General features: G+C 72.0%; 25 protein-coding genes and 1 pseudogene. 13 read left to right on the top strand and 13 right to left on the bottom strand.

Annotation, left to right across the window (positions count from 1 at the left end; all coding sequences use genetic code 11):
• Positions 1 to 81 precede the first annotated feature (81 nt).
• The gene (locus ACH4MY_RS20665; protein WP_398005031.1) at positions 82 to 1,611 is read left to right on the top strand and encodes an MFS transporter; all 1,530 of its coding nucleotides are present in this window, start codon (positions 82 to 84) and stop codon (positions 1,609 to 1,611) included.
• A 177-nt stretch (positions 1,612 to 1,788) separates the two neighbouring features.
• Here the strand turns inward: ACH4MY_RS20665 and ACH4MY_RS20660 are convergent, their stop codons facing one another.
• Complete coding sequence (locus ACH4MY_RS20660; RefSeq protein WP_398005029.1) at positions 1,789 to 2,277, bottom strand: MarR family winged helix-turn-helix transcriptional regulator; 489 nt, start codon at positions 2,275 to 2,277, stop codon at positions 1,789 to 1,791.
• Between the two features lie 118 nt (positions 2,278 to 2,395).
• On the opposite strand from ACH4MY_RS20660, the gene ACH4MY_RS20655 reads away from it, so the two are divergent.
• A complete protein-coding gene (locus tag ACH4MY_RS20655; protein ID WP_398005027.1) occupies positions 2,396 to 3,184 on the top strand; it encodes a dioxygenase in 789 nt (262 codons plus the stop codon).
• Positions 3,185 to 3,204: 20 nt separating this feature from the next.
• Here ACH4MY_RS20655 and ACH4MY_RS20650 read toward each other — a convergent pair whose 3' ends face one another.
• Positions 3,205 to 4,236: a questin oxidase family protein gene (locus ACH4MY_RS20650; protein ID WP_398005025.1), complete on the bottom strand. Its 1,032-nt coding sequence runs from the start codon at positions 4,234 to 4,236 to the stop codon at positions 3,205 to 3,207.
• A 452-nt stretch (positions 4,237 to 4,688) separates the two neighbouring features.
• Between ACH4MY_RS20650 and ACH4MY_RS20645 the strand changes: the two genes are divergently transcribed.
• On the top strand, positions 4,689 to 5,690 hold the full coding sequence (locus ACH4MY_RS20645; RefSeq protein WP_398005023.1) for an RNA polymerase sigma factor RpoD/SigA: 1,002 nt from the start codon (positions 4,689 to 4,691) through the stop codon (positions 5,688 to 5,690).
• Between the two features lie 198 nt (positions 5,691 to 5,888).
• On the opposite strand, the gene ACH4MY_RS20640 is transcribed toward ACH4MY_RS20645, so the two are convergent.
• The gene (locus ACH4MY_RS20640) at positions 5,889 to 6,851 is read right to left on the bottom strand and encodes a helix-turn-helix transcriptional regulator (RefSeq protein ID WP_398005021.1); all 963 of its coding nucleotides are present in this window, start codon (positions 6,849 to 6,851) and stop codon (positions 5,889 to 5,891) included.
• Between the two features lie 62 nt (positions 6,852 to 6,913).
• Here ACH4MY_RS20640 and ACH4MY_RS20635 point away from each other — a divergent pair, with 62 nt between their 5' ends.
• A complete protein-coding gene (locus tag ACH4MY_RS20635) occupies positions 6,914 to 8,449 on the top strand; it encodes an MFS transporter (RefSeq protein ID WP_398005019.1) in 1,536 nt (511 codons plus the stop codon).
• 194 nt (positions 8,450 to 8,643) lie between these two features.
• Here ACH4MY_RS20635 and ACH4MY_RS20630 read toward each other — a convergent pair whose 3' ends face one another.
• Positions 8,644 to 9,915, bottom strand: coding sequence for a hypothetical protein (locus tag ACH4MY_RS20630; RefSeq protein WP_398005017.1), 1,272 nt, complete (start codon positions 9,913 to 9,915; stop codon positions 8,644 to 8,646).
• A 277-nt stretch (positions 9,916 to 10,192) separates the two neighbouring features.
• Between ACH4MY_RS20630 and ACH4MY_RS20625 the strand changes: the two genes are divergently transcribed.
• The gene (locus ACH4MY_RS20625; protein ID WP_398005015.1) at positions 10,193 to 11,284 is read left to right on the top strand and encodes a glycosyltransferase; all 1,092 of its coding nucleotides are present in this window, start codon (positions 10,193 to 10,195) and stop codon (positions 11,282 to 11,284) included.
• A gap of 55 nt (positions 11,285 to 11,339) precedes the next feature.
• On the opposite strand, the gene ACH4MY_RS20620 is transcribed toward ACH4MY_RS20625, so the two are convergent.
• The 3 genes from ACH4MY_RS20620 to ACH4MY_RS20610 all read right to left on the bottom strand — a co-directional run bounded on the left by ACH4MY_RS20620 (position 11,340) and on the right by ACH4MY_RS20610 (position 14,625).
• Complete coding sequence (locus ACH4MY_RS20620; protein ID WP_398005013.1) at positions 11,340 to 12,182, bottom strand: DUF6227 family protein; 843 nt, start codon at positions 12,180 to 12,182, stop codon at positions 11,340 to 11,342.
• An 83-nt stretch (positions 12,183 to 12,265) separates the two neighbouring features.
• A complete protein-coding gene (locus tag ACH4MY_RS20615; protein ID WP_398005011.1) occupies positions 12,266 to 13,342 on the bottom strand; it encodes a P1 family peptidase in 1,077 nt (358 codons plus the stop codon).
• A gap of 89 nt (positions 13,343 to 13,431) precedes the next feature.
• Positions 13,432 to 14,625 (bottom strand): low temperature requirement protein A, encoded by a 1,194-nt coding sequence (locus ACH4MY_RS20610; protein WP_398005009.1) that lies wholly within the window; start codon positions 14,623 to 14,625, stop codon positions 13,432 to 13,434.
• Positions 14,626 to 14,698: 73 nt separating this feature from the next.
• Here ACH4MY_RS20610 and ACH4MY_RS20605 point away from each other — a divergent pair.
• From ACH4MY_RS20605 to ACH4MY_RS20570, 8 genes and pseudogenes are all read left to right on the top strand, one after another.
• A pseudogene (locus tag ACH4MY_RS20605) lies at positions 14,699 to 14,911 on the top strand (pyruvate formate lyase family protein); the annotation flags it as partial.
• Positions 14,912 to 14,979: 68 nt separating this feature from the next.
• The gene (locus ACH4MY_RS20600) at positions 14,980 to 15,129 is read left to right on the top strand and encodes a hypothetical protein (protein ID WP_398005314.1); all 150 of its coding nucleotides are present in this window, start codon (positions 14,980 to 14,982) and stop codon (positions 15,127 to 15,129) included.
• Between the two features lie 100 nt (positions 15,130 to 15,229).
• Positions 15,230 to 16,381: an MFS transporter gene (locus ACH4MY_RS20595; protein WP_398005306.1), complete on the top strand. Its 1,152-nt coding sequence runs from the start codon at positions 15,230 to 15,232 to the stop codon at positions 16,379 to 16,381.
• Positions 16,378 to 18,690, top strand: coding sequence for a molybdopterin oxidoreductase family protein (locus ACH4MY_RS20590; RefSeq protein ID WP_398005007.1), 2,313 nt, complete (start codon positions 16,378 to 16,380; stop codon positions 18,688 to 18,690). Before ACH4MY_RS20595 ends, ACH4MY_RS20590 begins: the two co-directional genes overlap by 4 nt.
• Before the next feature lie 7 nt (positions 18,691 to 18,697).
• Positions 18,698 to 19,297: a 4Fe-4S dicluster domain-containing protein gene (locus tag ACH4MY_RS20585; RefSeq protein WP_125751250.1), complete on the top strand. Its 600-nt coding sequence runs from the start codon at positions 18,698 to 18,700 to the stop codon at positions 19,295 to 19,297.
• Positions 19,294 to 19,953, top strand: a complete 660-nt coding sequence (locus ACH4MY_RS20580; RefSeq protein WP_398005005.1) for a ubiquinol-cytochrome c reductase iron-sulfur subunit — start codon at positions 19,294 to 19,296, stop codon at positions 19,951 to 19,953. The genes ACH4MY_RS20585 and ACH4MY_RS20580 overlap by 4 nt, the downstream gene beginning before the upstream one ends.
• A complete protein-coding gene (locus ACH4MY_RS20575) occupies positions 19,950 to 20,381 on the top strand; it encodes a hypothetical protein (RefSeq protein WP_398005003.1) in 432 nt (143 codons plus the stop codon). The genes ACH4MY_RS20580 and ACH4MY_RS20575 overlap by 4 nt, the downstream gene beginning before the upstream one ends.
• 198 nt (positions 20,382 to 20,579) lie before the next feature.
• Positions 20,580 to 20,801, top strand: a complete 222-nt coding sequence (locus ACH4MY_RS20570; protein WP_364290775.1) for a hypothetical protein — start codon at positions 20,580 to 20,582, stop codon at positions 20,799 to 20,801.
• Positions 20,802 to 20,820: 19 nt separating this feature from the next.
• Here the strand turns inward: ACH4MY_RS20570 and mscL are convergent, their stop codons facing one another.
• The 6 genes from mscL to ACH4MY_RS20540 form a co-directional block, all read right to left on the bottom strand.
• Positions 20,821 to 21,345 carry a large conductance mechanosensitive channel protein MscL gene (mscL, locus tag ACH4MY_RS20565; RefSeq protein WP_398005000.1) on the bottom strand — a complete coding sequence of 175 codons (525 nt, stop codon included), beginning with the start codon at positions 21,343 to 21,345 and terminating at the stop codon, positions 20,821 to 20,823.
• 114 nt (positions 21,346 to 21,459) lie between these two features.
• On the bottom strand, positions 21,460 to 21,984 hold the full coding sequence (locus ACH4MY_RS20560; RefSeq protein WP_398004998.1) for a hypothetical protein: 525 nt from the start codon (positions 21,982 to 21,984) through the stop codon (positions 21,460 to 21,462).
• Between the two features lie 125 nt (positions 21,985 to 22,109).
• Positions 22,110 to 22,955: an S-methyl-5'-thioadenosine phosphorylase gene (locus ACH4MY_RS20555; protein WP_398004996.1), complete on the bottom strand. Its 846-nt coding sequence runs from the start codon at positions 22,953 to 22,955 to the stop codon at positions 22,110 to 22,112.
• Between the two features lie 98 nt (positions 22,956 to 23,053).
• Positions 23,054 to 23,371, bottom strand: a complete 318-nt coding sequence (locus ACH4MY_RS20550) for an FmdB family zinc ribbon protein (RefSeq protein ID WP_398004994.1) — start codon at positions 23,369 to 23,371, stop codon at positions 23,054 to 23,056.
• A gap of 68 nt (positions 23,372 to 23,439) precedes the next feature.
• On the bottom strand, positions 23,440 to 24,711 hold the full coding sequence (locus ACH4MY_RS20545) for an MFS transporter (protein ID WP_398004992.1): 1,272 nt from the start codon (positions 24,709 to 24,711) through the stop codon (positions 23,440 to 23,442).
• Positions 24,712 to 24,963: 252 nt separating this feature from the next.
• Complete coding sequence (locus ACH4MY_RS20540) at positions 24,964 to 26,487, bottom strand: potassium/proton antiporter (RefSeq protein WP_398004990.1); 1,524 nt, start codon at positions 26,485 to 26,487, stop codon at positions 24,964 to 24,966.
• Between the last annotated feature and the right edge of the window lie 50 nt (positions 26,488 to 26,537).

The raw sequence follows: 26,537 nt of genomic DNA, 5'->3' as shown, positions 1-26,537 counted from the left end.
GCGTTCGCCCGCACCCGCTGACGTAACCCGCACTCCTTTCGTCCTTTTCTCACCCGTACGCGCCAAGAGGTGGCTACCCCCATGCCGAAAGTCCCCGACCACACCGTGACCCACGCCGACCCGGGCCGCTGGAAAGCGCTCGTCTTCATCGCCCTCGCCCAGCTGATGGTCGTGCTCGACGCGACGATCGTGAACATCGCCCTGCCCTCCGCCCAGCAGGACCTCGGGATCTCGGACGGCAACCGGCAGTGGGTCATCACCGCCTACGCCCTCGCCTTCGGCGGTCTGCTCCTCTTCGGCGGCCGTATCGCCGACCTGTGGGGCCGTAAGCGCACCTTCGTCGTCGGCCTGATCGGCTTCGCCCTCGCCTCCGCCCTCGGCGGCGCCGCGACCGGCGAGGCCATGATGCTCGGTGCCCGCGCGCTCCAGGGCGCCTTCGGCGCGCTCCTCGCGCCCGCCGCGCTCTCGCTGCTCGCCGTGACCTTCACCGACGCCAAGGAGCGCGCCAAGGCCTTCGGCATCTACGGCGCGATCGCCGGTGGCGGCGGCGCCGTGGGTCTGATCCTCGGCGGCTTCCTCACCGAGTACCTGAACTGGCGCTGGACCTTCTTCGTCAACATCCCGTTCGCCATCGTCGCCGCCGTCGGCGCGTACCTGGTGATCCGTGAGCCCGCGAGCGGCCGCAACCGTTCCACCCTCGACATCCCCGGCGTGATCCTGTCCACCCTGGGTCTGGTCGCGCTCGTCTACGGCTTCACCCGCGCCGAGTCCGAGGGCTGGAGCGACGCCGGCACGATCGGCCTCTTCGTCGGCTCCGCGGTGCTGCTCCTCGCCTTCGTGCTCACGGAGTCGAAGGTGAAGTCCCCGCTGCTGCCGCTGCGCGTCCTGACCGACCGCAACCGCGGTGGTGTCTACCTGTCGCTGGGTCTCGCCGTCATCTCGATGTTCGGCCTGTTCCTCTTCCTGACCTACTACCTCCAGGTCGTGAAGGGCTACTCGCCGGTCATGACGGGCTTCGCGTTCCTCCCGATGATCGCGGGCATGATCATCGGCTCGACGCAGATCGGTACGCGGCTGATGACCCGCGTCCCGCCGCGCATGCTCATGGCCCCCGGCTTCCTGACCGCCGGTGTCGGCATGCTGCTGCTCACGCAGCTGGAGATCGGCACCTCGTACGCCGGTCTGATCCTGCCCGCGCAGCTGCTGCTGGGTCTGGGCATGGGTACGGCGTTCATGCCGGCCATGTCGCTCGCGACGCTCGGCGTGGACCCGCGGGACGCCGGTGTGGCCTCCGCGATGGTCAACACCTCGCAGCAGGTCGGCGGTGCCATCGGTACGGCCCTGCTGAACACGATCGCCGCCTCGGCGACCACCGCGTACCTGACGGACAACGCGGCGGGCGCGACCACCCCGGCCGGGCAGAAGCTGCTCCAGCTCCAGGGCATGGTCGAGGGCTACACGGCGGCCATCTGGTGGGCCGTCGGCATCCTGGTCGTCTCGGCCACGATCGCCTTCGTTCTGATCAACACCGGCAAGCCGGACATGGGTGTCGTGGCCGGGTCCGGCAAGGGCGCGGACGACGAGGTGAAGGTGCCGGTCATCGCCCACTGATCCACGCTGTTCCGGTACGGACGACTCACGTGGTCCCGGTACGGACCTGCCCCGGTTCCGCTCGGCGGAGCCGGGGCAGGTCCGTACCCGTGTCCGGTGGTGCGTGTTCCGGGGGTCCCGGTCGGGGGAGCCGGGGCGGGGCCGCTTCCGTGTCCGGGTGCGTGTTCCGGGGTCCGGTCAGCGGAGCCAGGGCAGGTCCGCGTCCGCGTCCGCGGGTTCGAGGCCCTGGGCCATGACGCGCATGATGGTGCCGAGCTGCTCCACCTGCTCGGAGGACAGCCGGTCGAAGAGGGCCTGGCGGACCGCCCGCACATGACCCGGGGCGTTCTGCCGGAGGACCTCCATCCCCTCGTCCGTCAGCCGGGCGAACTGGCCGCGCTTGTCGGAGGCGCAGGTCTCGCGCCGCACCCAGCCGCTCTTCTCCAGCCGGGCGATCGCGTGGGAGAGGCGGGAGCGGGTGATCTTGGCGCTCTTGGCCAGCTCGGTCATCCGCAGCCGGTGGCGGGGGGCCTGGGAGAGCTGGACGAGCAGCCCGTAGTAGATGTGCGGCATTCCGGCGTCACGTTGCAGCTGGCGGTCGAGGTGGTCCTCGAGGAGCGTGGTGGCGTGCAGATACGCGCGCCAGACGCGCTGCTCCTCGTCACTGAGCCAGCGGGGTTCGGTCATGTCTCCCATGGTGCCCAATCCTACGACTCATTCTTGAAAGTTGAACTATATCGGTCTACGCTACTGCTGAACGGTGAGCTTGAAGTTTCAAGAACTGAGGAAGTCGGAGGTGGTCGCCATGGACGCCACGCTGGAACGCATGCCCGCCCTCTACCTGTCCCACGGTGCCCCGCCACTCGCCGACGACCCCGTCTGGCCCGGTGAGCTCGCCGCCTGGTCCGCGGACCTCCCGCGCCCCAAGGCGATCCTCATGGTCTCCGCACACTGGGAAGAGGCCCCGCTGGCGCTCGGCGCCACCGACACCGTCCCCCTCGTCTACGACTTCTGGGGCTTCCCCGAGCACTACTACCGCGTCCAGTACGCGGCTCCCGGCGCGCCCGCGCTCGCCGAGTCCGTCCGCAAGCTGCTCCGCGCGCCCGGCACGCCCGTGCAGGACATCCCCGACCGGGGCCTCGACCACGGCGCGTACGTGCCGCTCGTCGAGATGTTCCCGGGCGCCGACATCCCCGTACTCCAGATCTCCATGCCCACCCTCGACCCCCGCCGCCTCATGGACATCGGGCGCAGGCTCGCCCCGCTCCGCGACGAGGGCGTGCTGATCGTGGGCAGCGGCTTCTTCACCCACAACCTCGCCGCGCTCCGCCACACCGGCGGCGGGGTGCCGGGCTGGTCCGCCGAGTTCGACGCCTGGGGGCACGAGGCCCTCGCCGCGCACGACGTCGACGCCCTCCTGGACTTCGCGCACAAGTCGCCGGCCGGGCGCCTCGCCCATCCGCGGACGGAGCACTTCGCCCCGCTGTTCGTCACGATGGGCGCGGCGGACGCGGCCGGCGACCTCGACGCGGAGCGGTCCGTCATCGACGGCTTCTGGATGGGGCTCGCCAAGCGGTCGGTGCAGTTCGGGTAGGTCGCGGCCGGCCCCGGCGGTCAGAAGACCGGCGGGTTCAGCTCGATCGAGCGGACGGCGGCGGCGAGCGCGAGCGGATCGCCCACGTCCAGCGCCGTGTCGGTGAACTTGATCGTGTGGTCGCCGCCGTGCGCCGCCGCCCGCTCGAAGACCTCCTCGGCGGTGAGGGAGGTCGGCGCCAGGGCGGCGGGCTCCGCCGGGGTGTACGCGGCGGTCACCGCGGCCGCCGCCGCCCAGGCCGCCGCCAGACTCGGCGCCCACAGCTCGCGGGGGAGCGCGGGCAGGGCGCGCAGGACCGCGTTCGGCGCGGTCGCCGCGTGCACGAGCATGATCGGCTCGCCGTGGCCGTGCGAGGCGTACCGGTGCGTGGCCGCCGTCACCAGCTCGGTGAGCAGGGCCTTCGCCGTGTCGGGGTCCGGCGCCGCACCCCAGACCGGGACCGCCGTCAGCTGGGCGAGCCGGTCCCTGATCCCGCCCTCCTGCACCGGAACCGGCGGTACGGCGTCCAGCGCGGCCGCCGCCGTCGGTGCCACGGCGAGCGGGGTGAGGGGCGGCAGCACCTGACTGCGGGCCGCCCAGTAGCCGAGCGCGTGCGCCAGCTCGGCGCGCCGCGGCGCGGTCGCTCCCGCGTTCCCGGAGGCCAGGAGGGTCCGTACGGCATGACCGGTACGGATCACGGGATGCGTCGCCGAGGCCGCGATCCCCGGCAGCAGCCGGGGCCACCACTCGGCGAGGACCTCCCGCCAGGGGCGCTCGTCGAGCTCGTGCGTGAAGAAACGGGTCCAGTCGGTGATCCGGACCGGGTCCCCGAGCGCCTCGCGCCAGACGTCGGCGGTGACGGGGCGGGACGGCGGCGGCAGCTCCTCCAGCTTGTGCGCGTAGCGGTCGAGCCAGCGGTGCACGGTCGAGGCCCGGCCGTTGCGGACCAGGGCCTCGACGGCCATCGGGGCATGGTTGGTGAGCCAGCCGTTGCGCTCGGGGCCCGTGGTGTGGAGGCGTTCGAGGGCTTCGTCGAGGGTGCCGGATGCTTCGGTGCCGGATGCGTCGCTCATGGGACCGACGCTAGGGCGGGGCAGGGGTGGGGCGTAACGGGCTCGGGACCTAGTCCGCGAGGCGCCCGGGACCTAGTCCGCGAGGCCGATCCGGCTCTCTCGTACGGGCTGCCGAGGCTCCGTCGTGCAGGTCGTCACGACGTCGCCCCCGGGTGGGCAACCCGATGGCCCGTCCCGACGTCTTCAGGGATGGCGCCGCATGTGATCGCAGTCTCACCGACGGTGTGGTCGTGAACCTTGCGAGCGGCGCCGCATCACCCTCCGTGCCCGGTCTGACCTGCGCCTACGTGGGTGCCGGAAGCATGCCCGAAGGGGCGGCGGCGGCGCAGGATACTGCATGATCGCGAAAATCCATGTGCCGGGTGGGAATTCTGTCCGGATTCCAGTCGTTGTTTCCGTCGGATGCAGGGCACCCGAAAAGGTGTCGCGACCTACTCAGCAAGGGAGCACGCATGGCAACCCGTGCCGTCGCCCGTCGTCAGACCTCCGCCAAGAGCGGGGCCGGCCGGGCAAGCAGCGTTCGCGCCGTGGGCGGGGAGATCGCCGACCGCGACCTGGTCGGCATGTACCTCGACGAGATCGCGCGTACGCCCCTGCTCGACGCCGCCAAGGAGGTCGAGCTCTCCCAGACGATCGAGGCGGGCGTGTACGCCCAGCAGATCCTCGACGGAGAGGTGGAGAGCGAAGCCGGTGGGGCGTCCCGTGAGGAGCTCGAAGCGCTGGTCGCCGACGGCGAGCGCGCCAAGGACCTCTTCATCAAGTCCAACCTGCGGCTCGTGGTGGCCGTGGCGCGGCGCTATCCGCGCAGCGGGCTGCCGCTGCTCGACCTGATCCAGGAAGGGAACGCGGGCCTGGTGCGCGCGGTCGAGAAGTTCGACTACGCGAAGGGCTTCAAGTTCTCCACGTACGCGACGTGGTGGATACGCCAGGCCATCACCCGGTCCATCGCCGACCAGTCCCGCACCATCCGGCTCCCCGTCCACCTGGTGGAGGAGCTCGGCCGGATCCGCCGGGTCCAGCGCGAGTTCAACCGCGAGCACGGCCGTGAGCCCGAGCCCGCGGAGATCGCGGCCGAGCTGGACACGAAGCCCGAGCGGGTCGTCGACGTCCTGGACTGGGCGCGGGACCCGGTCTCGCTGAACATGTCCGTGGACGACGGGGGCGAGACGCAGTTCGGCGACCTCCTCGAGGACACGTCGGCGATCTCGCCCGAGCAGTCGGTGCTCACGCTGCTGCGCAGCGAGGAGCTCGACGACCTCATCGCCAAGCTCGACCACCGGACGGCCTCGATCATCCGTATGCGGTACGGGATCGAGGACGGGCGCGAGCGGACGCTCACGGAGGTCGGCAAGCAGCACGGCCTGACGCGCGAGCGGATCCGCCAGATCGAGAAGCACGCGCTCCTGGAACTGAAGAAGATGGCCCACGACACGGGCTTCGACGCGGTGGCCTAGGGCGGCCGGCTGCCAGAGCCGGGGGGTGCCGTCTCGGTGCCCCCGGGCCCTTGGCGTCCCCGGGTGTCCCCGGTCTTTGCGGCTGCGCCCGGGCGCAGCCGCACTCGGCCAAGCCGCGCCCGCACTCGGCCAAGCCGCGCCCGCACTCGGCCAAGCCGCGCCCGGGCGCAGCCCCCGTGCCCGTATCCGCGCCCGTCGTCAGCCGCGGGTCGCCGCTTGCGTCAGTCTCGTGCCCAGGTCCTCCACGTAGGTGAGCAGGGCCTCCGGGCCGTGGATGGCGAAGGGGGCGTCCACCAGGGCCAGGCGGAGGGCCAGCCATTCGACGGAGTCCGTCGAGCGCGTGCGGAGACGGCAGGTGGCGGGACCCGTCGCGGTGGGGACCAGGTGGGACGGGAGGCGGGCCGTCACGAAGTCGGCGGGGGCGTCGAACGTGACGTCCAGGTCGAGCTCCGGCTGAGCCCGCGACATGGAGCGGACCAGGAGCTGCGCCGCGTCCCCCGCGGGCAGCTCGCGGGGGCTGAAGCGGGCCCCTGTGGCGAGCGGGTCGGTCACCCGGTCCACCCGGAAGGTGCGCCAGTCCTCCCGCCCGAGGTCGTACGCCACGAGGTACCACCGGCGTCCCGTGGAGACGAGCCGGTAGGGCTCGACCAGACGCTTCGACTCGGCCCCGTCGCCCGCCCGGTAGCCGAAGCGCAGCTTCTCCCGGCCGGTGACCGTGCCCGCCAGGGTGGTGAGCGTGGCGGGGGTGACCGTGGCGCCGTCGCCACGCGTCAGCGGGATCGTGGCGTTCTGGAGGGTCGAGACCCGGTGCCGCAGCCGGGCCGGCAGTACCTGCTCCAGCTTCGCCAGGGCCCGTACGGACGCCTCCTCCACGCCCTCGATCGCGTGCCCGGCCCCCGCCCGCAGGCCGACCGCGATGGCGACGGCCTCCTCGTCGTCGAGGAGGAGCGGCGGCATGGCCGTACCGGCGACGAGCCGGTAGCCGCCGACCGCGCCGAGCGTCGCCTCGACGGGATAGCCGAGGTCCCGGAGCCGGTCGATGTCCCGGCGGATCGTGCGGGCGGAGACCGAGAGCCGTTCGGCGAGTTCGCTTCCGGGCCACTCACGCGGGGTCTGGAGGAGCGAGAGCAGATTCAGGAGTCGTACCGGGGTGTCCGTCATGCGTTTCAGCATGAGGGTCATCTAGGACGTCATTTGACCTAGATGGCCTTTATCTTCTTCGTATGAGTGCACACGACGCCGGCGTCACCACGGACGCGGCCCCCACCGACACGAGCGACAAGCGGCGCTGGATAGCCCTGGCCATCGTCATGACGGCCGCCTTCATGGACCTGGTCGACGCCACGATCGTCAACATCGCGATCCCCAGCATCGAGCGGGACCTCGGCGCCTCCTTCGGCGCCATCCAGTGGATCACCGCCGGGTACGCGCTCGCGTTCGCCGCCGGGCTGATCACCGGTGGCCGACTCGGTGACATCTACGGGCGCAAGCGCCTCTTCCTCCTCGGCACGGCGGGCTTCACCCTCGCCTCCGCGCTCTGCGGCTTCGCGGCCAACCAGGAGATGCTGGTCGGCTCCCGCCTCCTCCAGGGCGCGGCGGCCGCGATGATGGTGCCGCAGGTCCTGTCGATCATCCACGTCACCTTCCCGGCGCACGAGCGCGGCAAGGTCTTCGGCCTGTTCGGCGCGATCATCGGTCTGGGCGCGGTCTCGGGCCCGCTCCTCGGCGCGCTGCTCACGCAGTGGAACATCGCGGGCCTGGAGTGGCGCCCGATCTTCCTGATCAACCTGCCGGTCGGCATCGCGGGCCTGCTCCTGGGCCGGAAGTTCATCACCGAGTCGAAGGCGCCGAAGGCGCTCCGGCTCGACATCGTCGGCGTGCTCCTGGTGACGGCCGCGCTGCTGATGCTGATCTACCCGCTGACGCGCGGCCGTGAGCTGGACTGGCCGCTGTGGGGCCACCTGATGATGGCCGGCAGCCTGGTCGTCTTCGCCGCGCTCATCGCGTACGAGAAGTACAAGACGAAGAAGGACGGCTCGCCGCTCGTCGAGCTGTCGCTGTTCAAGGTGAAGAGCTTCGCGGCGGGTATCGCGGTGCAGCTGACCTTCGGTGTCGTGATGGGCATCTTCTTCCTGGTCTGGACGCTGTACATGCAGATCGGCCTCGGCTGGAGCCCGCTGCGGGCGGGTCTGACCGGTGTGCCGTTCTCCATCGCGGTCTCGACGGCCGCGGGTCTCTCGGTGCAGAAGCTGGTGCCGCGCTTCGGCCGGAAGGTGCTCCAGGCGGGCGCGCTGACGATGATCGCGGGCGTGCTGCTCTACCTCTTCGAGGCGGGCCGTTACGGGACGGACATCGCGTCCTGGCAGATGATTCCGCCGCTGGTCGTCATGGGTCTCGGCATGGGCCTGATCGTGGCGCCGCTGACGGACGCGGTGCTGTCGGACGTGCCGAAGGAGCACGCCGGATCGGCCTCGGGCCTGATCAACACCACCGGGCAGATGGGCAACGCGCTCGGCCTCGGCCTGGTGTCGGTGGTCTTCTTCGGCGTGATCGACGGCAAGCCCGCCCCGAAGTCCCCGGCCGAGGCGGGAGCGGCGTTCACGGACGCCTTCCAGAACGCGATGGGCTGGGTCGCGGGCGTGCTCGCCGTGATCTTCCTGGTGATGTTCGCGCTTCCGTCGAAGCCGAAGCAGCACCTGGAGGGTGGCGGTGACGACGAAGGCGTCGTGATCGAGAAGGAAGCGGCGCTCGCGCACTGAGCCGTTCGCGCACGGGGCGCTCACGTAGAAAGTGCGGTCGTGGCAGGGCCCTGGTCCCGGGATTCGTCCCGGGGCCAGGGCCCTTCGCCTTGCCCGGGGTGGCCCCGGGTGGCCCCGGGCCGGTCGCGGCGACGGGGGCTTGAGGGGCGGTGCGGTCTCGGTGAGCGCACCGCCCCTCGTGTTTCACCGTTCCGTCAGGAACGCTTCAGAGTTCGCGGGAGGCGGTTCGGCTGCCCGCTGAAGGCGAGGTCGCCCTTGAACTCCTTCCCCGGATGGGACCGCAGTGCCGGAATGGGCGACTGAGCCGTCCAGGCCTCGATCCAGATGAAGGTCGCGCCGTTGGTGGTCCCGTGGGTCTGCCAGACGGCCCCGGAGGTGGTCACCACCTTGATGTAGGCGTCGTTGCCCTGGTCCGTGAAGGAGATGCCGCAGGCGTTGGCGGGGTAGTTCGAGGGCTGGCCGTTGGGCAGGGTGTCGGTCAGGTCGACCCAGGTGATCGGTCCACCTGAGGTCGTGGCCCGACCGGCGTACGCCTTCCCGTTGATGAGGGCGGCGCTGAACTCCTCGGTGTTCGAGGGGGCGAAGGTGTCGATCTCGTAGCAGGAGGACGCGCCGGTGGCACCGGTGGCGCCGGTCGCACCGGTGGCGCCGGTCGCACCCGTGGCACCCGTCGCGCCTGTGGCGCCAGTCGCTCCGGTGGCACCCGTGGCGCCGGTAGCTCCTGTAGCGCCAGTGGTGCCGGTGGCACCTGTAGCTCCGGTGGCGCCCGTGGCCCCGGTCTCGCCGGTGGCACCCGTCGCACCCGTCGCACCCGTGGCGCCGGTGGCACCCGTAGCTCCGGTTTCGCCGGTCGCTCCGGTCGCTCCGGTGGCGCCCGTGGCCCCGGTCTCACCGGTCGCTCCCGTGGCACCCGTGGCCCCGGTCTCGCCCGTGGCGCCGGTCGCGCCTGTGGCACCAGTGGCGCCGGTCGCGCCTGTGGCACCCGTCGCTCCGGTCGCGCCTGTCGCGCCCGTGTCTCCCTTGGGGCCCTTCGGGCCCGTGGGGCCGGGCGGGCCCGGCGGGCCGGACTGGCAGTCGTCGTGGCCGCCCGCCATCGTGCGCTGCGCCGCGCTCGGGTCCTCCACGAGGGGGCGGACCGTCTCGTCCAGGAACTGATCGAGGTCGGCCGTCGGCGCCGCGCCGTCCGCGGTGCGGTGCGGGCCGCCGTGCGGGTGGGGGCCCTGCTCCCACGGCGGCGGGCCGTCGTTCTCGTGCGGGGGCCGCTGCTCGCAGTGGTGGCCCGGGGGCGGACCGGCGGTGGTCACGCCCGTCGGTCCGAAGGTGAGGGTCTTGCCGAACGCGGCGGCTGGCGGGGCCGCGAAGCCCGTGAGTACGAGGGCGACCGAGGCGATCGCCCCGCCGCCGAGCCACGCGCGCCGCCGCGGGAGCGGGCCCAGCGGGGTCCTGGTCCTGGTAACAGGACGCATGCATGCTCCTTCCTCCACCGGCTCGACGGCCGGTGCGAGTGATGTCCGGGGAAGCACCTGCGTGCTCCCTTTGTCGGATCATCGGATCGTGCTCGCGGGGGCTTGACGGTTCGGCGGCAGCGCTAACGCCATGGCCTATCGCCCCTATCCGATTGGGTGCGTGCACGACGGCGAACTTCGGCCCGCCCATCGGCGCGCCGACCCCAGGTTCCGGACCGGCGTCCGTAGGGTCGCCCACCCGCCAGCTCCTCCCGCCCCCACCGGAAGTGGTGTTGCCGTGAAGCCGTCCGTCTGCCTGTGCATGATCGTCAAGAACGAGGCCGCCGTCATCGAGCGCTGCCTCGCCTCCGTCCGCGGTCTCGTGGACACCTGGGTCATCTCGGACACCGGGTCCACCGACGGGACCCAGGAGCTCATCCGGAGCGCCCTCGACGGCATCCCCGGCGAGCTGCGCGAGGAGCCGTGGGTGAACTTCGGCCACAACCGCAGCCTGAACATCGGGCTCGCCCGCGACCGGGCCGACTATCTCCTGCTCCTCGACGCCGACCACGTCCTCCGGCAGGAGGGTCCCCTGCCCGAGCTCACCGCCGACGCGTACATGATCAAGCACGAGGGTGCCCTGGAGTACCGCATCAAACGCCTGGTCAGAGGTGGTCTGCCCTGGCGGTACGAGGGTGTCACCCATGAGTACCTGACGGCCGACCGGGACCACGTCCAGGAGAACCTCGACGCCCTCGTCATCGAGGACTACGCCGACGGCGGCTCCCGTCACGACAAGTTCGAGCGCGACGCCCGGCTCCTGGGCGCCGAGCTGGAGCGCGACCCGTCGAATCCCCGCACCGTCTTCTATCTGGCGCAGACGATGCGGGACCTCGGCCGCACCGAGGAGGCCGTCGCGCTCTACGAGCGGCGCGCGGCCATGGGCGGCTGGGTCGAGGAGGTCTACTACTCCCTGTTCCAGTCCGGTGTCCTGCGCGCCGACTCCGGCGACTGGCCGGCCGGGATGGACGCGCTGTCGCGGGCCTGGGAGTCACGGCCGGAGCGGCTGGAGGCCTGCTACGAGCTGTCGGGCCGACTGCGGAAACTGGGCCGCTACCGGACCGCGCACGCGGTGGTCTCCTCGGTCCTCGACCGGAAGCAGCCGGAGGCCGACCTGCTGTTCCTCCAGCCGTGGGTGTACCGCTGGGGGCTGCTCTTCGAGTACTCGATCACCGCGTACTGGGTGGGTGACCACGCCGCCTCGCTGGCCACCTGCGACCGGCTTCTCGCGATGCCGGACCTGCCGGAGACGTACCGCGAACAGACCCGGTCCAACCGCGAGTTCGCCATCCGCCGCCTGGTCGAGGCCGCCGCTCCCGCGCTGGTCTGAGCGCCCGGGACCCAGGGGGCGGCGTGGTGCCCGGGGCGGCCCGGGCACCACGGCGTCAGCGGACCCGGGAGCGGGACTCCATGGCCCCGCGGGCCGCGCGCTCGTCCTCGTACACCTCGCACATGTGGCGGCCGTCAGGCGTCGCCGTGTGCTCGACCTCCCAGAGGCTGACCTCGCTGCCGTCGAGCAGCAGGAACTGGTGCTCGTAGAGGGTGAAGCCGGCGTCCCGGCCACCCTCCACCGGGCAGTGGCGCCCGAAGGCCTGGGTGATGTGGTGCGCGAAGGCCAGCCGCAGCCGGCGGGCCGTCCGCTCGCCCGGCCTGTCCGCGTTCTCCGCGCGCCGCAGGACGCGGCGCGCGTGGTCGGCGGAGTTGTCCGGCACGTACATCCGGGGCTGGGCGGGTATGGGGCGGGCGAGCAGTGCGCTCAGCAGCTCCAGGTCGTCGTCCTCGTCGAGGGCGCGGCCGTCGGAACGCTCCGCGGTCCAGCCCGGCAGGGGCCCGGTCGGGAGGCGGGAGGCCGCGAGCCGGGCCTCCGACTCCTCGGTGTAGAGCTCGTACTGCTCGGCGCCGTCCCGGCCGGCGTTGTGCGTGAGCTCCCAGAGGCTGAGGGCCGAGCCGTCGCTCAGCAGATACGTGTGGCGGTAGGTGGAGCGGTGCAGCGACGCGCTGTGGTGCGAGGAGTGCAGCGCGCTGGAGTGTGCGAGCGCCGTACCGAGGCGCTCGACGGTCGAGTCGGGCAGGTCGAAGGAGTTGAGCGCCCGGCCGAGGAGTCGCTCAAGGTGCGTCTCGGTCGTCTCGTAGGGATCGTGAGGATCCTGCGGATCGTTCAAGAGGGTCTCCAGGCCGTCGCCGCATGTCACTTGGTGCTTGCTTAACGTAGTCCCTGGGTCTGACATCGTGTCCGGGGTTCAGGAAAACGAAGGGCTCGCGGGGGAAGTTCCCGCCCCGTCCCGGGTGATTTCGCCCAACTCCCTTGAGCTTACCGGGAGTACGGCTCCGAACGCGTTCCGTAGAGCTCGCCGTACGAGGGGAAGTCCCCGCCCGGCCCGCGCCGGCCTCCGGGGGCGGCGAGCACCGCCCGGACGATCGCCCGGGTCACCAGGTCGGCGCCGGCCGCCAGGACCTCGTTCAGGGCGAGCGGGCCCGGGCCCTCGGGGAGTTCGCGAGCCCCGGTGGCGAGCGCGAAGACGGTGTCCCCGTCGTTCATCAGGTGCACCGGCCGCAGGGCGCGCGCGAGGCCGTCGTGCGCCGTGCCGGCGACCTTCCGCGCCTGAGCGCGGGTCAGTACGGCATCCGTGGCGACGACGGCGAGCGTCGTGTTCAGCGGGGGAGGGGCGGCCGCCGCCCGTGCCTCGGCGAGGCGCCGCACCGCCGCCTCGTGCACCGCGGCTCCGGGGAAGGAGGGCCGGCCCTCTTCGTAGTAACTCCCGTACAGGACACCCGTCGTCGGATCGACGGCCGAGCCCACCGCGTTCACCACCACCAGCGCGCCGACCGTGATCCCCGACTCCAGAACGGTGCTCGCCGTGCCCACCCCGCCCCGGAGACCGCCGACCACGGCGCCCGTGCCCGCGCCGACCGCGCCCGTCTCCACGCGCGCGTGGTCACCGCTCGCGTCGGCGGCCTCCACCGCCGCGCGGCCCGTCGACGCGTCGGGCCGGGCCGTGAAGTCGCCGCCCCTGCCCAGGTCGAAGACACAGGCGGCGGGCACCACCGGCACCACGTGGGACGGATCGGGGCCCACCCGTACGCCCCGGTGCCGCTCCTCCAGCCAGGCCATCACCCCGGCGGCCGAGTCCAGGCCGTACGCGCTGCCGCCGGTCAGCACGACCGCGTCGATCCGCTGGACGACGTTCCTCGGGTCGAGCGCGTCCGTCTCCCGCGTACCCGGCCCGCCGCCCCGTACGTCCACGGCGGCGACGACCCCGCCCGGCGGGGCGAGCACCACCGTGGTGCCGCTCAACGCCCCGGCCCCGCCCACGCGCGCGTGCCCCACCCGCAGCCCGCTCACATCGGTGATGCCGTCCTGGCCGCGCGTCCGCTCGGGCTGTGTCATGGTCCCTGCCTACCACGCCGCCCGGTTCGGCGCTCGGAGCCGAGGAGACGGAGGGCCGGGGGCCGGACTGTCGCGCGGGGCACGCCGGTTCAGCCGGTCGCCGTACGCGCCCGGGCGCCCCCGCCGGTCGCCGGGTTCCCGGCCGTCAGGGTCACCCCGACCGCGACCGTGGCCGCCGCGACGAGACCGGCGGTCAGGACCGCCCAGCGGCCGGCGAAGGAGGACAGCAGGATCGCGAGCGCCGAGACCGGCAGCACGAGCTGCTGGGCGAGGCCGACCTTGAAGTAGCGGGCGTGGAGCAGCCACACGGACAGGAGGAACACGGCCGAGGGGATCGTCACCGAGGCCGAGGCGGCGAGCGTGGAGATGTGGGCCTTGCCCACGGCCTGCTCCACCGCGATCTCCAGACCGGCGCCCACGGCCGCCGCCGACGCGAAGATCACGTAATGGCCGTAGCCCCACAGGAAGCCCTGGCGGCTGGAGGTCAGCCGGTCGTGGGCGGGGACGACGAAGTAGATCCACCAGGCGGCGAAGACGAGCAGCAGCCCGCCGGCGGCGATCGGCAGCACCTCGCCGAGGGCGTCGTTCTCGGCGATCCCGGTCTTCACCGCGACGGTCGCGGCGGCGACGGTCTCGCCGAGCACGATGATGGTGAACAGGCCGTACCGCTCGGCGATGTGGTGCGGGTGCCAGGTGCTGGGCGCGACCCTCTCCGCGTACAGGGGTACGGCCATCTCGGCCAGTGCCATGACGAGGAAGACCCACGGACGGGCCGGCTCCGGTGCGAGGAGCAGCGCGAGCCAGCCGATCTGACAGGCGGCGACCCCGCCCGCGTACCGCCGGCACATCGTCCGTTCGGCGGGGTCGGTGGCGTGGTGGGCGGCGCGCAGCCACTGCGTGGCGAGCGCGAGCCGCATGACCAGGTAACCGAGGTAGACGACGAGGAAGTCGTGCTCCGCGAAGGCCCGTGAGACACCGGCCGCGAGGACGAGGACGCCCGCGATCTGGACGAGGGTGACGACGCGGTACAGGACGTCGTCGTTGTCGTAGGCCGAGGCGAACCAGGTGAAGTTCATCCACGCCCACCAGATGGCGAAGAAGATCATCGCGTAGTTGATGATCCCCTCGCCCGCGTGGCCCTCGGCCACGGCGTGCACGAGCTCCGCGCCCGCCTGGGCGACGGCGACGACGAAACACAGGTCGAAGAAGAGCTCAAGGGGCGTCGAGGCCCGGTGCGACTCCTCGCGGGAACGTGCGGTGAGGGGGAGGAACGGTTGTGTCATGACCCCAGCACATCAGAGGCTCCGGTTCCCGGACCCGTCTGCCACGCGGGAGCCGATCCGGCCGGTGCGGGGCAAGTGCGCGTACGAGCGCATCGAGACGGCCCTCCACGACCGCGACGTGCGCCGCACCGTGGCCTTCGGCATCGCCGGTCTCTCGGTCGCCGTCGACTTGCTGGCCGCGATCACGTACGCCCGGGTCACCGTGCATCGCGACGAGTCCGGCCCGGCCACCGACTACACGGTCGAGGGCGTCTTCCCCGCCTACGGCAACAACGACGACCGGGCCGCCGCGACCCCGGCCGCCGTGGCGACCCGGCGCCCCTCCGAGGGCTCGGTCCACTCCACGTCTCCCCTATGGACATCCTCCCCTTCCGCAAGCTCGGCGAAGCGAAGTGGCAGGCACTCGCCATGCCGTTCACCCTGCACGACACGCCGTCCCCGTCGCCCGAGCAGGTCGCCGGCGTCCGTGAGATCTTCCGGGGCCACGGCCTGCACGCCGTCTGAGGCGGCCCGGGCGGCACCTGAAACCCCGTCCGGGCGACGCCCTCACCCCAGAGTTGTGCAAAACAGGTCAAAAGCGCCCGTATGGCCTTACCGTGGCCGCGTGACCGAGCCACCGCAGACAGCCGCGCCGACACCTCCGCCGGGCGATCCCACACCGGGCGCCCCCGCTCCCGGCGACCCCGCCCCGGGAGAACCGGCCGTCGCCGGGCCCCCGCCGCAGACCCCGGCCGCCGTGCGCCGCCGCGCCGCCCTCACGGGCACCGCCGTCTCCGTGCTGCTGATCCTCGCGATCGTCCTCGGCAGCCGTCTGCTCCGCGACTTCGACTCGGCCCTGCTGCCCTACGCCGTCGCCACGGTCTTCCTCGCCTTCGGCGTCGCCTACCGCTACACGGTCTGGATCTCCGCCCCCGGCGCCCGCCGCCTCTTCAAGCAGGGCCGGCGCTCCTTCTTCTCCGTCGAGAACTTCCGCAAGGCGCCCACCGCCCTGCCCCGGATGATCGCCACCTACCTCGGCTTCCAGAAGTTCCTCGGCGCCCGCTCCCACGCCCGCTGGGCCGCCCACCAGCTCATCTTCTGGGGCTGTCTGCTGGCCGCCGCGATCACCTTCCCGCTGACCTGGGGCTGGTTCACCTTCACCTCCTCCACCGGCTCGGGCCCCGGCTACGAGATGCGGATCTGGGGCTTCAAGATCCTCGGCTTCGACGCCCTCGGCGTGCTCGGCCGGCTCATGTTCCACGGCCTCGACATCGCCGCCGTCCTGGTCATCCCCGGCGCGGGCTACTTCCTCTGGCGCCGGATGAAGGACCGCGGCGCCATCACCGGCCAGCGCTTCGCCTACGACCTGGTGCCGCTGCTCGCCCTCATCGTCGTCTCCGTGACCGGGCTGCTGCTCACCTTCTCGTCGATCTTCCTGCACGGCGGCGGCTACGAGTTCCTCGCGATCCTCCACATGGTGTCGGTCGTCTTCACCCTCATCTACATCCCCTTCGGGAAGTTCTTCCACATCGTCCAGCGGCCCGCCGCCGTCGGCATGCAGCTCTTCAAGTACACCTCCCGCCGCAAGGACGAGGAGGTGCTCGCCTGCCGCCGCTGCCACGAGCCCATCGACACCGCCCCGTACGTGGAGAACCTCCGGGGCACCATGCGCGACCTCGACCTCGGCTTCGACCAGTGGGCCGAGTACTGCCCCCGCTGCAAGCGCGTCCTGCGCGGCACCGCCTACCTCGACCACGTGAAGAAGGGCTTCAAGTGACCGCGACCGAACCGAACCGGGCGCTGCCGCTCGACCCCTCCCTCGCCCCGCCCGGCACCCGCAACTTCCGCGACGCCGGCGGGATCCCCGCCGACCGCTGGCACGCCGACCAGAACGGCGAGACCCTCGTCCCCACCCACTGCTGCTTCTGCGGCGTCCAGTGCGGCATGTACCTCCGCGTCGACCGCGGCGGCAAGGTCTTCGGCGTCGAACCCCGCAACCACGACATCAACCGGATGCGGCTCTGCCCCAAGGGCATCAACGCCTACCAGCAGGTCAACCACCCCGACCGGCTCACCGCGCCCCTCATGCGCCGCAACCGCGACGAGGAGTTCCGGGAGGTCGGCTGGGACGAGGCCCTCGACCACACCGTCGCCGAGATCCGCCGCATCCAGGGCGAGTACGGCAACGACGCCTTCGGCCTCCTCGGCGGCGCCAGCCTCTTCTCCGAGAAGACCTACCTCGTCGGCAAGTTCGCCCGGGTCGCCCTGAAGTCCCGCCACGTCGACTACAACGGACGTCTCTGCATGGTCTCCGCCGCGGGGGCCAACAAGCTGGCCTTCGGCATCGACCGCGCGGGCAATCCCTTCTCCGACATCCTCCTCACCGACTGCCTCCTCATCGCGGGCTCCAACGTCGGCGAGTGCTTCCCCGTCATGACCCAGTACCTGTGGGGAGCCCGCGACCGGGGCGCCACCCTGATCGTCGTCGACCCGCGCGAGACCGCGATCGCGCGCACCGCCGACATCCACGTCGCCCTCAAGCCCGGCACCGACTCCGCCTTCTTCAACGCCGTCCTCCACGTCGTCGTCGCCGAGGGACTCACCGACGAGGCCTACCTCGCCGCCCACGCCACCGGATGGGAGGAGGTCCGGAGGACCGTCGCCGAGTACCCGCCCGCCCGGTCGGCCCAGATCTGCGGCGTCCCCGAGGAACAGATCGTCCAGGTCGCCCGCATGTTCGCGGGAGCGGGCCGCTCCATGGCCTGGCACGCCCGCGGAGTCGAGCACCACTCCCAGGGCGTCGAGAACTGCCTCAGCATCATCAACCTGTGCGTGGCCACGGGGAACATCGGCAAGCCGGGCGCCGGCTACGGCACCATCACCGGCCAGGGCAACGGCCAGGGCGGCCGCGAGCACGGCCAGAAGTCCGACCTCCTCCCCGGCGGCCGCTCCATCACCAACCCCGAGCACCGCCGCCAGATCTGCGAGATCTGGGGCATCGACGAGGCCGAACTCCCCGCCGCCGGCACCTCCATGATGGAGATGGTCTGGCAGATGCAGCGCAAGGAGATCCGCGGACTCGTCGGCATCTGCAACAACCCCTTCGTCTCGCTGCCCCACTACGCCACCGTCAAGGACGGCTACGACACCCTCGAATTCCACGCCCAGTTCGACTTCTTCCTCTCCGAGACCGCGGCCAACGCGCACGTGGTCTTCCCCGTCACCGTCTGGGCCGAGGACGAGGGCGTCATGGCCAACGCCGAGGCCCGGGTCGTCAAGCACAACAAGGCCCAGGAACCCCCGGCCGGCGTCCGCACCGACACCTGGGTCATGTGCGAACTCGCCCGGCGGCTCGGCGCGGGCGACAAGTTCGAGTTCCCCGACTCCCGCTCCGTCTTCGAGGAACTCCGGATCGCCTCCGCCGGAACCGTCAACGACTACTACGGCATCACCTACGACCGGCTGGAGGAGACCGGCGGCATCGCCTGGCCGTGCCCCAGCACCGAACACCCCGGCACCCCCCGCCTCTTCGAGGACGGCCGCAGCTACCACCCCGACGGCGCGATCCATCTGCAGGTCGTCGAATGGCACCCGCCCATGGACCCGTACAGCGAGGAGTACCCCCTCTCGCTGACCACCGGCCGCACCGTCGCCCACTTCCTCTCCGGCAACCAGACCCGCCGCCTCGGCGCCCTCGTCGAACAGACCCCGCGCCCCTGGGTCGAGGTCCACCCCTCCCACGGCTTCCGCAACGGCGACCCCGTCCGGGTCGTCACCCGCCGCGGCAGCGAGGTCTTCCCCGCCCTGGTCACCGAGGCCATCCGCCCCGACACCGTCTTCATCCCGTACCACTGGCCCGTCCCCACGGCGGCCAACGCCCTCACCATCGACGCCCTCGACCCGCGCTCCAAGATCCCGGAGTACAAGGTCTGCGCCGCCCGGATCGAGGCCGCCCCGCGGATCGACGAGGTCCCCGCACCGCCCACCGCACCCGGACACCCGGCCTACCCGGAGACCCAGGTCTCCCGCACCGACCCGCTGCCCCCCACCTCACCCCAGGGCCGCGGCACCGCGGAGAGGAGCTGACCCGCACATGATGGGCCGCACGATCTTCATCGACCCGGGCCGCTGCATCGGCTGCCAGGCCTGCGTCTCCGCCTGCCGGGAATGCGACTCCCACCGCGGCAAGTCGATGATCCACCTCGACTACCCCGACGAGGGCCACTCCGTCGCCTCCCTCCCCACCGTCTGCATGCACTGCGAGGACCCCGTCGCCCCCTGCGCCGAGGTCTGCCCCGCCGACGCCATCCTCGTCACCGCGGACGGCGTCGTGCAGCAGGCCGACACCACCCGCTGCATCGGCTGCGCCAACTGCGTCAACGCCTGCCCGTTCGGCGTCCCCAAGATCGACCTCCAGGCGAAGCTCCAGATGAAGTGCAACCTCTGCTACGACCGCACCGCCTACGGCCTCGCCCCGATGTGCGCCACCGTCTGCCCCACCGGCGCCCTCTTCTACGGAACGCTCGAAGAGCTCCAGGCCGAACGCCCCGGCGTCCAGGTCGCCGACTCCTTCACCTTCGGCTCCACCACCGTCACCACCGGTGTGGCGATGGTCGTCCCCGCGGACAAGGTCCAGTGGCCGGTACCCGGCGGGCTGCCCGTCGTCGAGATCAATGGAAGGGATGTCCGTTGAGCGTCACCGACCCCCGGCCGCCCGCTCCGGACCCCCGTTCCGACGCTGCCCGGGAAGCGCTCCACGACCGGATCGCCGCCGACTCGCTGACCACCCGCCGCGACTATCTGCGGATCGTCGCCACCGTCTCCGGCGGCCTCGCCGTCGGCGGTGTCGCCGTGGCCTCCGGCATCCTGCACCGGCACGGGGACAGCGACGGGCCGCCCGAGGCGAAGAGGATCGCCGACCGGATCCTGCCGGGCGAGTCCCTGGCCTTCCGCTACCCCGGCTCCGAGGACCGCGCGGTCGCCGTCCGCCTGGAGGACGGCACCCTCGCCGGCTACTCCGCGGTCTGCACCCACCTCGCCTGCGCGGTGCTCTGGCGCAAGGACCGGGGCAGCGAGGGCGAGCTGTACTGCCCCTGCCACGAAGGCGTCTTCGACGCCCGCACGGGAGAGGTCACCGCGGGTCCGCCGCCCCGGGGACTGCCGAAGGTGGTCCTCGTGGAGGAGACCGACGGCAGCGTCTGGGCGATCGGCACGGCCCGCTCCGGCGAGAGCGCCCGGGAGGGCCTCTGCCGCCAGCTCGGCGACGACCGGCCCGAACTCGCCGACCGCCTGGGCTGCCCCGGCACCTCCGCACAGCGCCCGTCGGCGGAGAGGAGTGAGCGGACATGACCGAGAGCGCCTTCCCCCGCGATCCGGAGGCCCCGGAGTCGGCGAGGACCCCCGTGCCACCGGCCGCTCCGGAGGCCCCCCGGCCCCCCGCGTACACCCCGGGCAGCGCACAGCCTCGGCTGAACCGGCCGGTGCACGAGCGCTATCCGCAGATCCGTCCCACCAGCGGGTACGGCGATCCCCGGGTCCGGCACACCGGGCCGGGACCGGGCGCCGGTACGGAGCAGGAGCCGGAGCGCTCCTCGAAGCTGTCGGCGCGTCTCGCGCTGGCGCTCACGGTCGTCATCGGCCAGCTGTGGGGGCTGACGATCGTGGTGGACGAGTGGATGGCGGGCAACACCGGCACCGCGTGGTGGGGCGCGGGCTTCCTCGTCCTGTCGTTCCTGGTGGTGCTCGGCCTCTGGCTGGTCGACCCGAAGGACCGCTGACCCGAAGGCCTCCCACCCGAAGGCCTCCCACCCGAAGGCCTCCGACCCGAAGGCCTCCCACCCGAAGGCCTCCGACCCGAAGGCCTCCGACCCGAAGGACCGCCGAGGCGGGGGCCGCTGGGCCGAGGGCCGTTCGGCGGCGAGGAAGAGCGCAGATCAGAGGGGTACGGGGTGGGGGAGCGGGCGTACCCTTGAGGTATGAGTACCGCCCCCGCCCACGGACCGCGAGACGCGAAGCAGCCCGGCGTACGTCCCAGCCCCAGGAACAGTCCGAAGCCGGTACTCGTCTTCGACGATCCGCTGGACCAGCAGTCCGCGGACGACACGGACCGTGGATGGGGCGAGCGGCCTCCGGCCGGCGGCGACAGCGCCGCCGACCTCGCGCGCTTCCTCGACGAGAAGCCGCCGCACCACCTCTGACACCGGCGTGGGTCGCCGGTCAGGAGGTGGGGTGCGTCCCGGATCCGCCGCCCGTGCCCGACCCCGTGCCCGTGCCCGACCCCGTGCCCGTGACGGGGCCGCGCTGCGAGACGAGGTGGTCGCGGATCTCCTTGAGGACCTCCAGCTCGCTGATCTCCATGGTCTCCGCGACGCCTTCCTTCGCCTTGTCGTGCGCGGCGCGCTTCGCGAGGATCTTCGCCATCGGCAGGACCATCAGGAAGTAGACGACGGCCGCGGTGATCAGGAAGCTCAGGATCGCGCTGAGGACCAGGCCCCACTGGATCTGAATGCCCTGCACCTCGCCGTCGACGACCACGCACGAGTCCTTGATGCAGGACGAGTAGCTCTCCAGGTCCTTCGTGCCGAAGGCGCCCACGAGCGGGTTGATGATGCCCTTGACCACCGAGTTCACGATGTTGGTGAACGCGGCACCGATGACGACGGCCACGGCCAGGTCGATCACGTTGCCGCGCATCAGGAAGGCTTTGAAGCCGCCCAGCAAACTTTCCTTCTTCTCGGCCACCGAGGTGCCTTTCGTCGCTTGTGCTGCTGTGTGCCGTGCCATTAGGCCGCGAACGGCGCAGAGGCGTCCAATCCGTACACACGGAACGGTGACTTGACAGGGAGTCAGTGCGAATCAGCACATCGTCACCGCCAAGGGGGACGTGACACCGGCGCCGGCGAGCGCCGTCGCCGTCGACCGGGGCACGGACAGGACGATGAGCGCCCCTCCGTCCGGACGGGTCTCGTCCGGGTGCGGAACCTCGGCCACTCGGGCGTCCGTCGCGACCACCCGGGCCTCACCCGCCGCACCGAGCGGGGAGTCGGGCGCGGCGATCACGTCGACCCGGTCGCCGGGACGCAGCAGCCGTACGGTCGCGGCGTCGGCGATCCGTACCGGCGCGGACACGAGCGGGACGGCGGCGGGCGGCCGGACGCGGGCGGCGACGGTGGGGACGGGGTCCCCCGGAGTCCCCGGGCGCGGGGTGCCGCCGGCGACGGCGAGGGCCGCCGCCACGAGCGCGAGGAGCACCGGCGGCACCCACCGTGCCCGGCGCAGGGCCCTGCGCAGGCGGTGCCGGGTGCCCCGCACCCGTAGCGGCTCGAAGACCGGCACCACGCACGGCGCCGGAACGGGGGAGGAGGGGAAGGTGTGCGTCATCGTGGACTGCCGCCGTCCTGGTCGGGAGTGGGTTCGGCTCCCACTCTCCGGGCCGCGCCGACTCCCCGCTCCGGGCTGGGGATCACCCGCCGCCTGTGGACAACTCCCTCACTCTCCCAGGGGGTTTACGGCAGTTCGATCCCCAGGTCCCAGCCGTCGTGCGCTTCGGTGCACAGGCAGTCCCGGTCGAGGGTCGCCGGCAGCGCGCCCACCGCGTCGAAGAGCACCTCCCGCAGCCGTCCCACGTTCTCGCCGAACACCCGCAGTACCTCGGTGTGGGAGACGCCGTCACCGGTCTCGGCGCCCGCGTCCAGGTCGGTGACGAGCGCGAGCGAGGTGTAGCAGAGCCCCAGCTCGCGGGCGAGGACGGCCTCCGGGTGGCCGGTCATGCCGACGACCGACCAGCCGGCCGCCGCGTGCCACCGGGACTCGGCCCGGGTGGAGAAGCGGGGTCCCTCGATCACCACCATCGTGCCGCCGTCGACGGGCTCCCAGCCCTGTCCCCTGGCGGCCTTGACCGCGACCCGCCGCCCGTCCGGGCAGTAGGGGTCGGCGAAGGTCACGTGGACGACGCGGGGCAGAGCCCCGTCGGCCCGCCGCTCCCCGTCGAAGTAGGTCTGCGCCCGGGCCTTCGTACGGTCGACGAGCTGGTCGGGGACGACGAGGGTGCCCGGCCCGTACTCCTCGCGGAGCCCGCCGACGGCGCAGGGCCCGAGGATCTGCCGGACGCCCACGGAGCGCAGCGCCCAGAGGTTGGCGCGGTAGTTGATGCGGTGGGGCGGGACGCTGTGGCTCCGGCCGTGCCGCGGGAGGAAGGCGACCCGCCGGCCGGCGATCTCGCCGAGGAAGAGGGAGTCGCTCGGGCTGCCGTACGGAGTGTCGACGGACACCTCTGTGACGTCCTCCAGGAAGGAGTAGAAGCCGGAGCCGCCGATCACACCGATGTCCGCGTACGCGCCTTGGGTCGCCATGACGATCACCCTATGCGGGGCCCCGGGAAACACCGAGGGCCCCGTCGCGTACGACGGGGCCCTCGGTGAAGAACGTGCGGATGTTGTCCTGAATCAGGTCAGGCGGCCGAGCTTCCGGTGCTCGACGAGGACGTCGAGGAGGCGGAAGAGGACGACGAGGACGTCGACGCGGCCGGCTTCGCGTCCGACGTGGACGGGGTCGAGGACTTCGACGCGGCCGGCGAGCTGCTGGACGACGAGCCGCGGCTGTCGTTCCGGTAGAAGCCGGATCCCTTGAAGACGATGCCGACGGCCGAGAACACCTTCTTCAGGCGGCCCTCGCACTGGGGGCACTCGGTCAGCGCGTCATCGGTGAACTTCTGCACCGCCTCGAGGCCTTCGCCGCACTCGGTGCACTGGTACTGGTAGGTCGGCACTTGTCTTCCTCCTGGCACTCACACTCATCGAGTGCTAACGACAATCCATAGTGACGTATTCCGCGGGTTCAGTCCACCGCCACCGGCACGCGGTGACCGATACCACGCGCCGCGACCCGGCTCGTCTCACGCGGCGTGAGGCGCGAGCGCAGGGCGAGGAGCGTGGCCAGGGCGAGCGCGGTGCCCGCCATCGGCACCAGGAATCCGGTGCTCGCGCCGTGGGCGTCGGCGAGGCGGCCGGCGACCGTGACGGCCGCGGCCTGGCCGAGCGCGACGGCGCCGGTGAGCCAGGTGAAGGCCTCGGTACGGGAGGACGCCGGGATCAGCGTCTCGACGATCGTGTAGCCGGTGATCAGGGCGGGGGCGATGCACAGGCCCACGACCAGACCGAGGGCGCCGAGGAGCAGCACCGAGTGGGTGGTCCACAGCAGCGAAGCGGCGACCGTGAGGCCGGCGTAGCCGAGGATCAGCCGGCGGCGGGGGCCGACCTTCCAGGCGACGGCGCCCATGGCGATGCCCGCGAGCATGTTGCCGGCGGCGAAGACCCCGTACAGCAGGCCGTTGGCGCCGGGGTTGCCGATCTCCTCGCTGAAGGCCGTGAGGGAGACCTGCATGCCGCCGAAGACGGAGCCGATGCCGAGGAAGGCGACGACGAGGACCCGGACGCCGGGGATGGAGAGGGCCGAGCGGCGCGGCTCGCCCGCGCCGGCCGAGGAGATGCCGAAGGCGGGCTGGGTGGCGCGCTGCGCGGCGAAGAAGAGTCCGCCGAAGAGGGTGAGGGCGGCCTCGGCGATCAGGCCGGCGGCCGGGTGGACGCCGGTGCACAGGGCGGTCGCGAGGACGGGGCCGACGACGAAGGTGAACTCGTCGGTCACGGACTCGAAGGCCGCGGCCGTCGGCATCAGCGGGGTGCCGTCGAGCTTGGCGGCCCAGCGGGCCCGGACCATCGGCCCGACCTGCGGCACGGAGGCGCCGGCGGGCACGGCGGCCAGGAACAGGGCCCAGAGCGGGGCGCCGCTCAGGGCGAGCACCACGAGCAGGACGACGGACGCGGTGTGGACGAGGACGCCGGGGATCAGCACGGCGCGCTGGCCGAAGCGGTCGGCGAGCTTTCCGCTCTGCGGGGCGAACAGCGCCATGGAGACACCGGTGACGGCGGCGACCGCGCCGGCGCTGCCGAAGGATCCGGTGGTGTGCTGGACGAGCAGGACGATGCCGATGGTCAGCATCGCGAAGGGCTGCCGGGCGGCGAAGCCGGGGAGCAGGAAGGACAACGCACCGGGTGTGCGCAGAAGCTGCCCGTAGCCGGGCCGCTTGTCCGAGATGACCGTGGACGCCACGGTCCTGGCCTTTCTGCCGCCTGGTAGCGCGCCCCCGGCACTGTGGTGCGGGTGTCGCCGAGAGCTGTCCTCATGCGCGTCACTGCGGTAGATACCGGGCCGGCCCCACTGCGGAGGGGCGCCACGGCCGCCATACGGTCGCGCCAGCTCTGCGTCAGGCAGAGTTGGTTCGATCAGGTGTGCCTTCATGGTACAGGGAGGAGCGCCTTCCTGCCTGGGAAAACGCTCCTGCCCCTGAATTAATGCCTCGGATTAATCGGATGTTCGCTGGTGGTGCTCACCTGAGCGGTGAAAGCGCAGTGCCGTTCCCGACGGGGCCGAGGCCGCCGTGGCGCCGCCCGTGCCCAGCCAGCCGGCGAGCTTGCCGCCCTGGCCGACCGCGCGCAGCCGCCGCTCGGTGGCGTCCCGCACCGGGTCGGTGGCGACGACGAGGAGCTCGTCGCCGCGCCGCAGGACGGTCGCGGGCCCCGGGACGAAGCTCGCCTCCTCCCGTACGACGAGGGTGACGGCCGCCCCGGCGGGGAGCCGCAGCTCGGCGACCTCGACGCCGTGCATCCGGGAGTGCTTCGGGATCGCGACGGAGAGGAGATGGCCGCGCAGCCGCTCCAGGGGCGCGGACTCGACGCCGAGGTCGGCGGCCTCTCCGGAGTCGGCGAGGTTCAGGGCCTTCGCCAGCCACGGCAGGGTCGGGCCCTGGACGAGGGTGTAGACGACGACGAGCACGAAGACGATGTTGAAGATCCGCTCGCTGCCCTCGATGTCGGACACCATCGGGATGGTCGCGAGGATGATGGGGACGGCTCCGCGCAGGCCGGCCCAGGACATCAGGGCCTGTTCCTGCCAGGGGATGCGGAAGGGCAGCAGGCTGACCAGCACTTCCATGGGCCGTGCGACCACCGTCAGGACCAGGCCGATGACGACGGCGGGCCAGAAGTCGCGGACGAGCTCGTGCGGGGTGACGAGCAGGCCGAGCAGGACGAACATGCCGATCTGGGCGATCCAGCCGAGTCCCTCGGCGAAGCCGCGGTTCGCGGGCGCGTGCGGCAGCTTGGCGTTGCCGAGGACCATCGAGGCGAGGTAGACGGCGAGGAAGCCGGAGCCGTGGGCCATGGCGCCGGCGGCGTAGGCGACGACGGCGATGGCCATGACGGCGATCGGGTAGAGGCCGGAGGCGGGCAGGGCGACGTGCCGCAGCCCGTAGGCGCCGAGGAAGCCGACGGTGAGGCCGACGGCGACGCCGATGGCGAGTTCGAGGGCGATCGTGCCGACGAGGACGTACCAGTCGTCGACCGGTCCGGCGGTGGAGAAGGCGACGACGAGGATCACGACGGGGGCGTCGTTGAAGCCGGACTCGGCCTCCAGGACACCGGTGACCCGTGAGGGCAGGGGCACCTTGCGCAGTACGGAGAAGACCGCCGCGGCGTCGGTGGAGGAGACGACGGCGCCGATGATCAGGGCCTGTCGCCAGTCGAGGCCGACGAGGTAGTGGGCGGCCGCCGCCGTGATGCCCACGCTCACCGCGACGCCGACGGTGGAGAGGACGACCGCGGCGGGAAGGGCCGGCTTGATCTCCTTCCACTTCGTGCCGAGGCCACCCTCGGCGAGGATCACGACGAGGGCGGCGTAGCCGATGACCTGCGTCAGTTCCGCGTTGTCGAAGGCGACGTTGCCGATGCCGTCCTGGCCGATGGCGACGCCGATGCCGAGGTAGAGCAGGAGGCTGGGGAGTCCGCTCCGGGACGAGATCCGTACGGCCGCGACCGCGATCAGCAGCACGAGGGAGCTGATGAGCAGGAGTTCGTTGAGCTGGTGGACAGTCAGTGGCC

Origin of the sequence: Streptomyces sp. NPDC017246, from assembly GCF_044331325.1 — a bacterium.
GTDB lineage: Bacteria > Actinomycetota > Actinomycetes > Streptomycetales > Streptomycetaceae > Streptomyces.
Note: the sequence above shows the minus strand (reverse complement) of the source record. Positions and strands in the feature narration are given on the sequence as shown.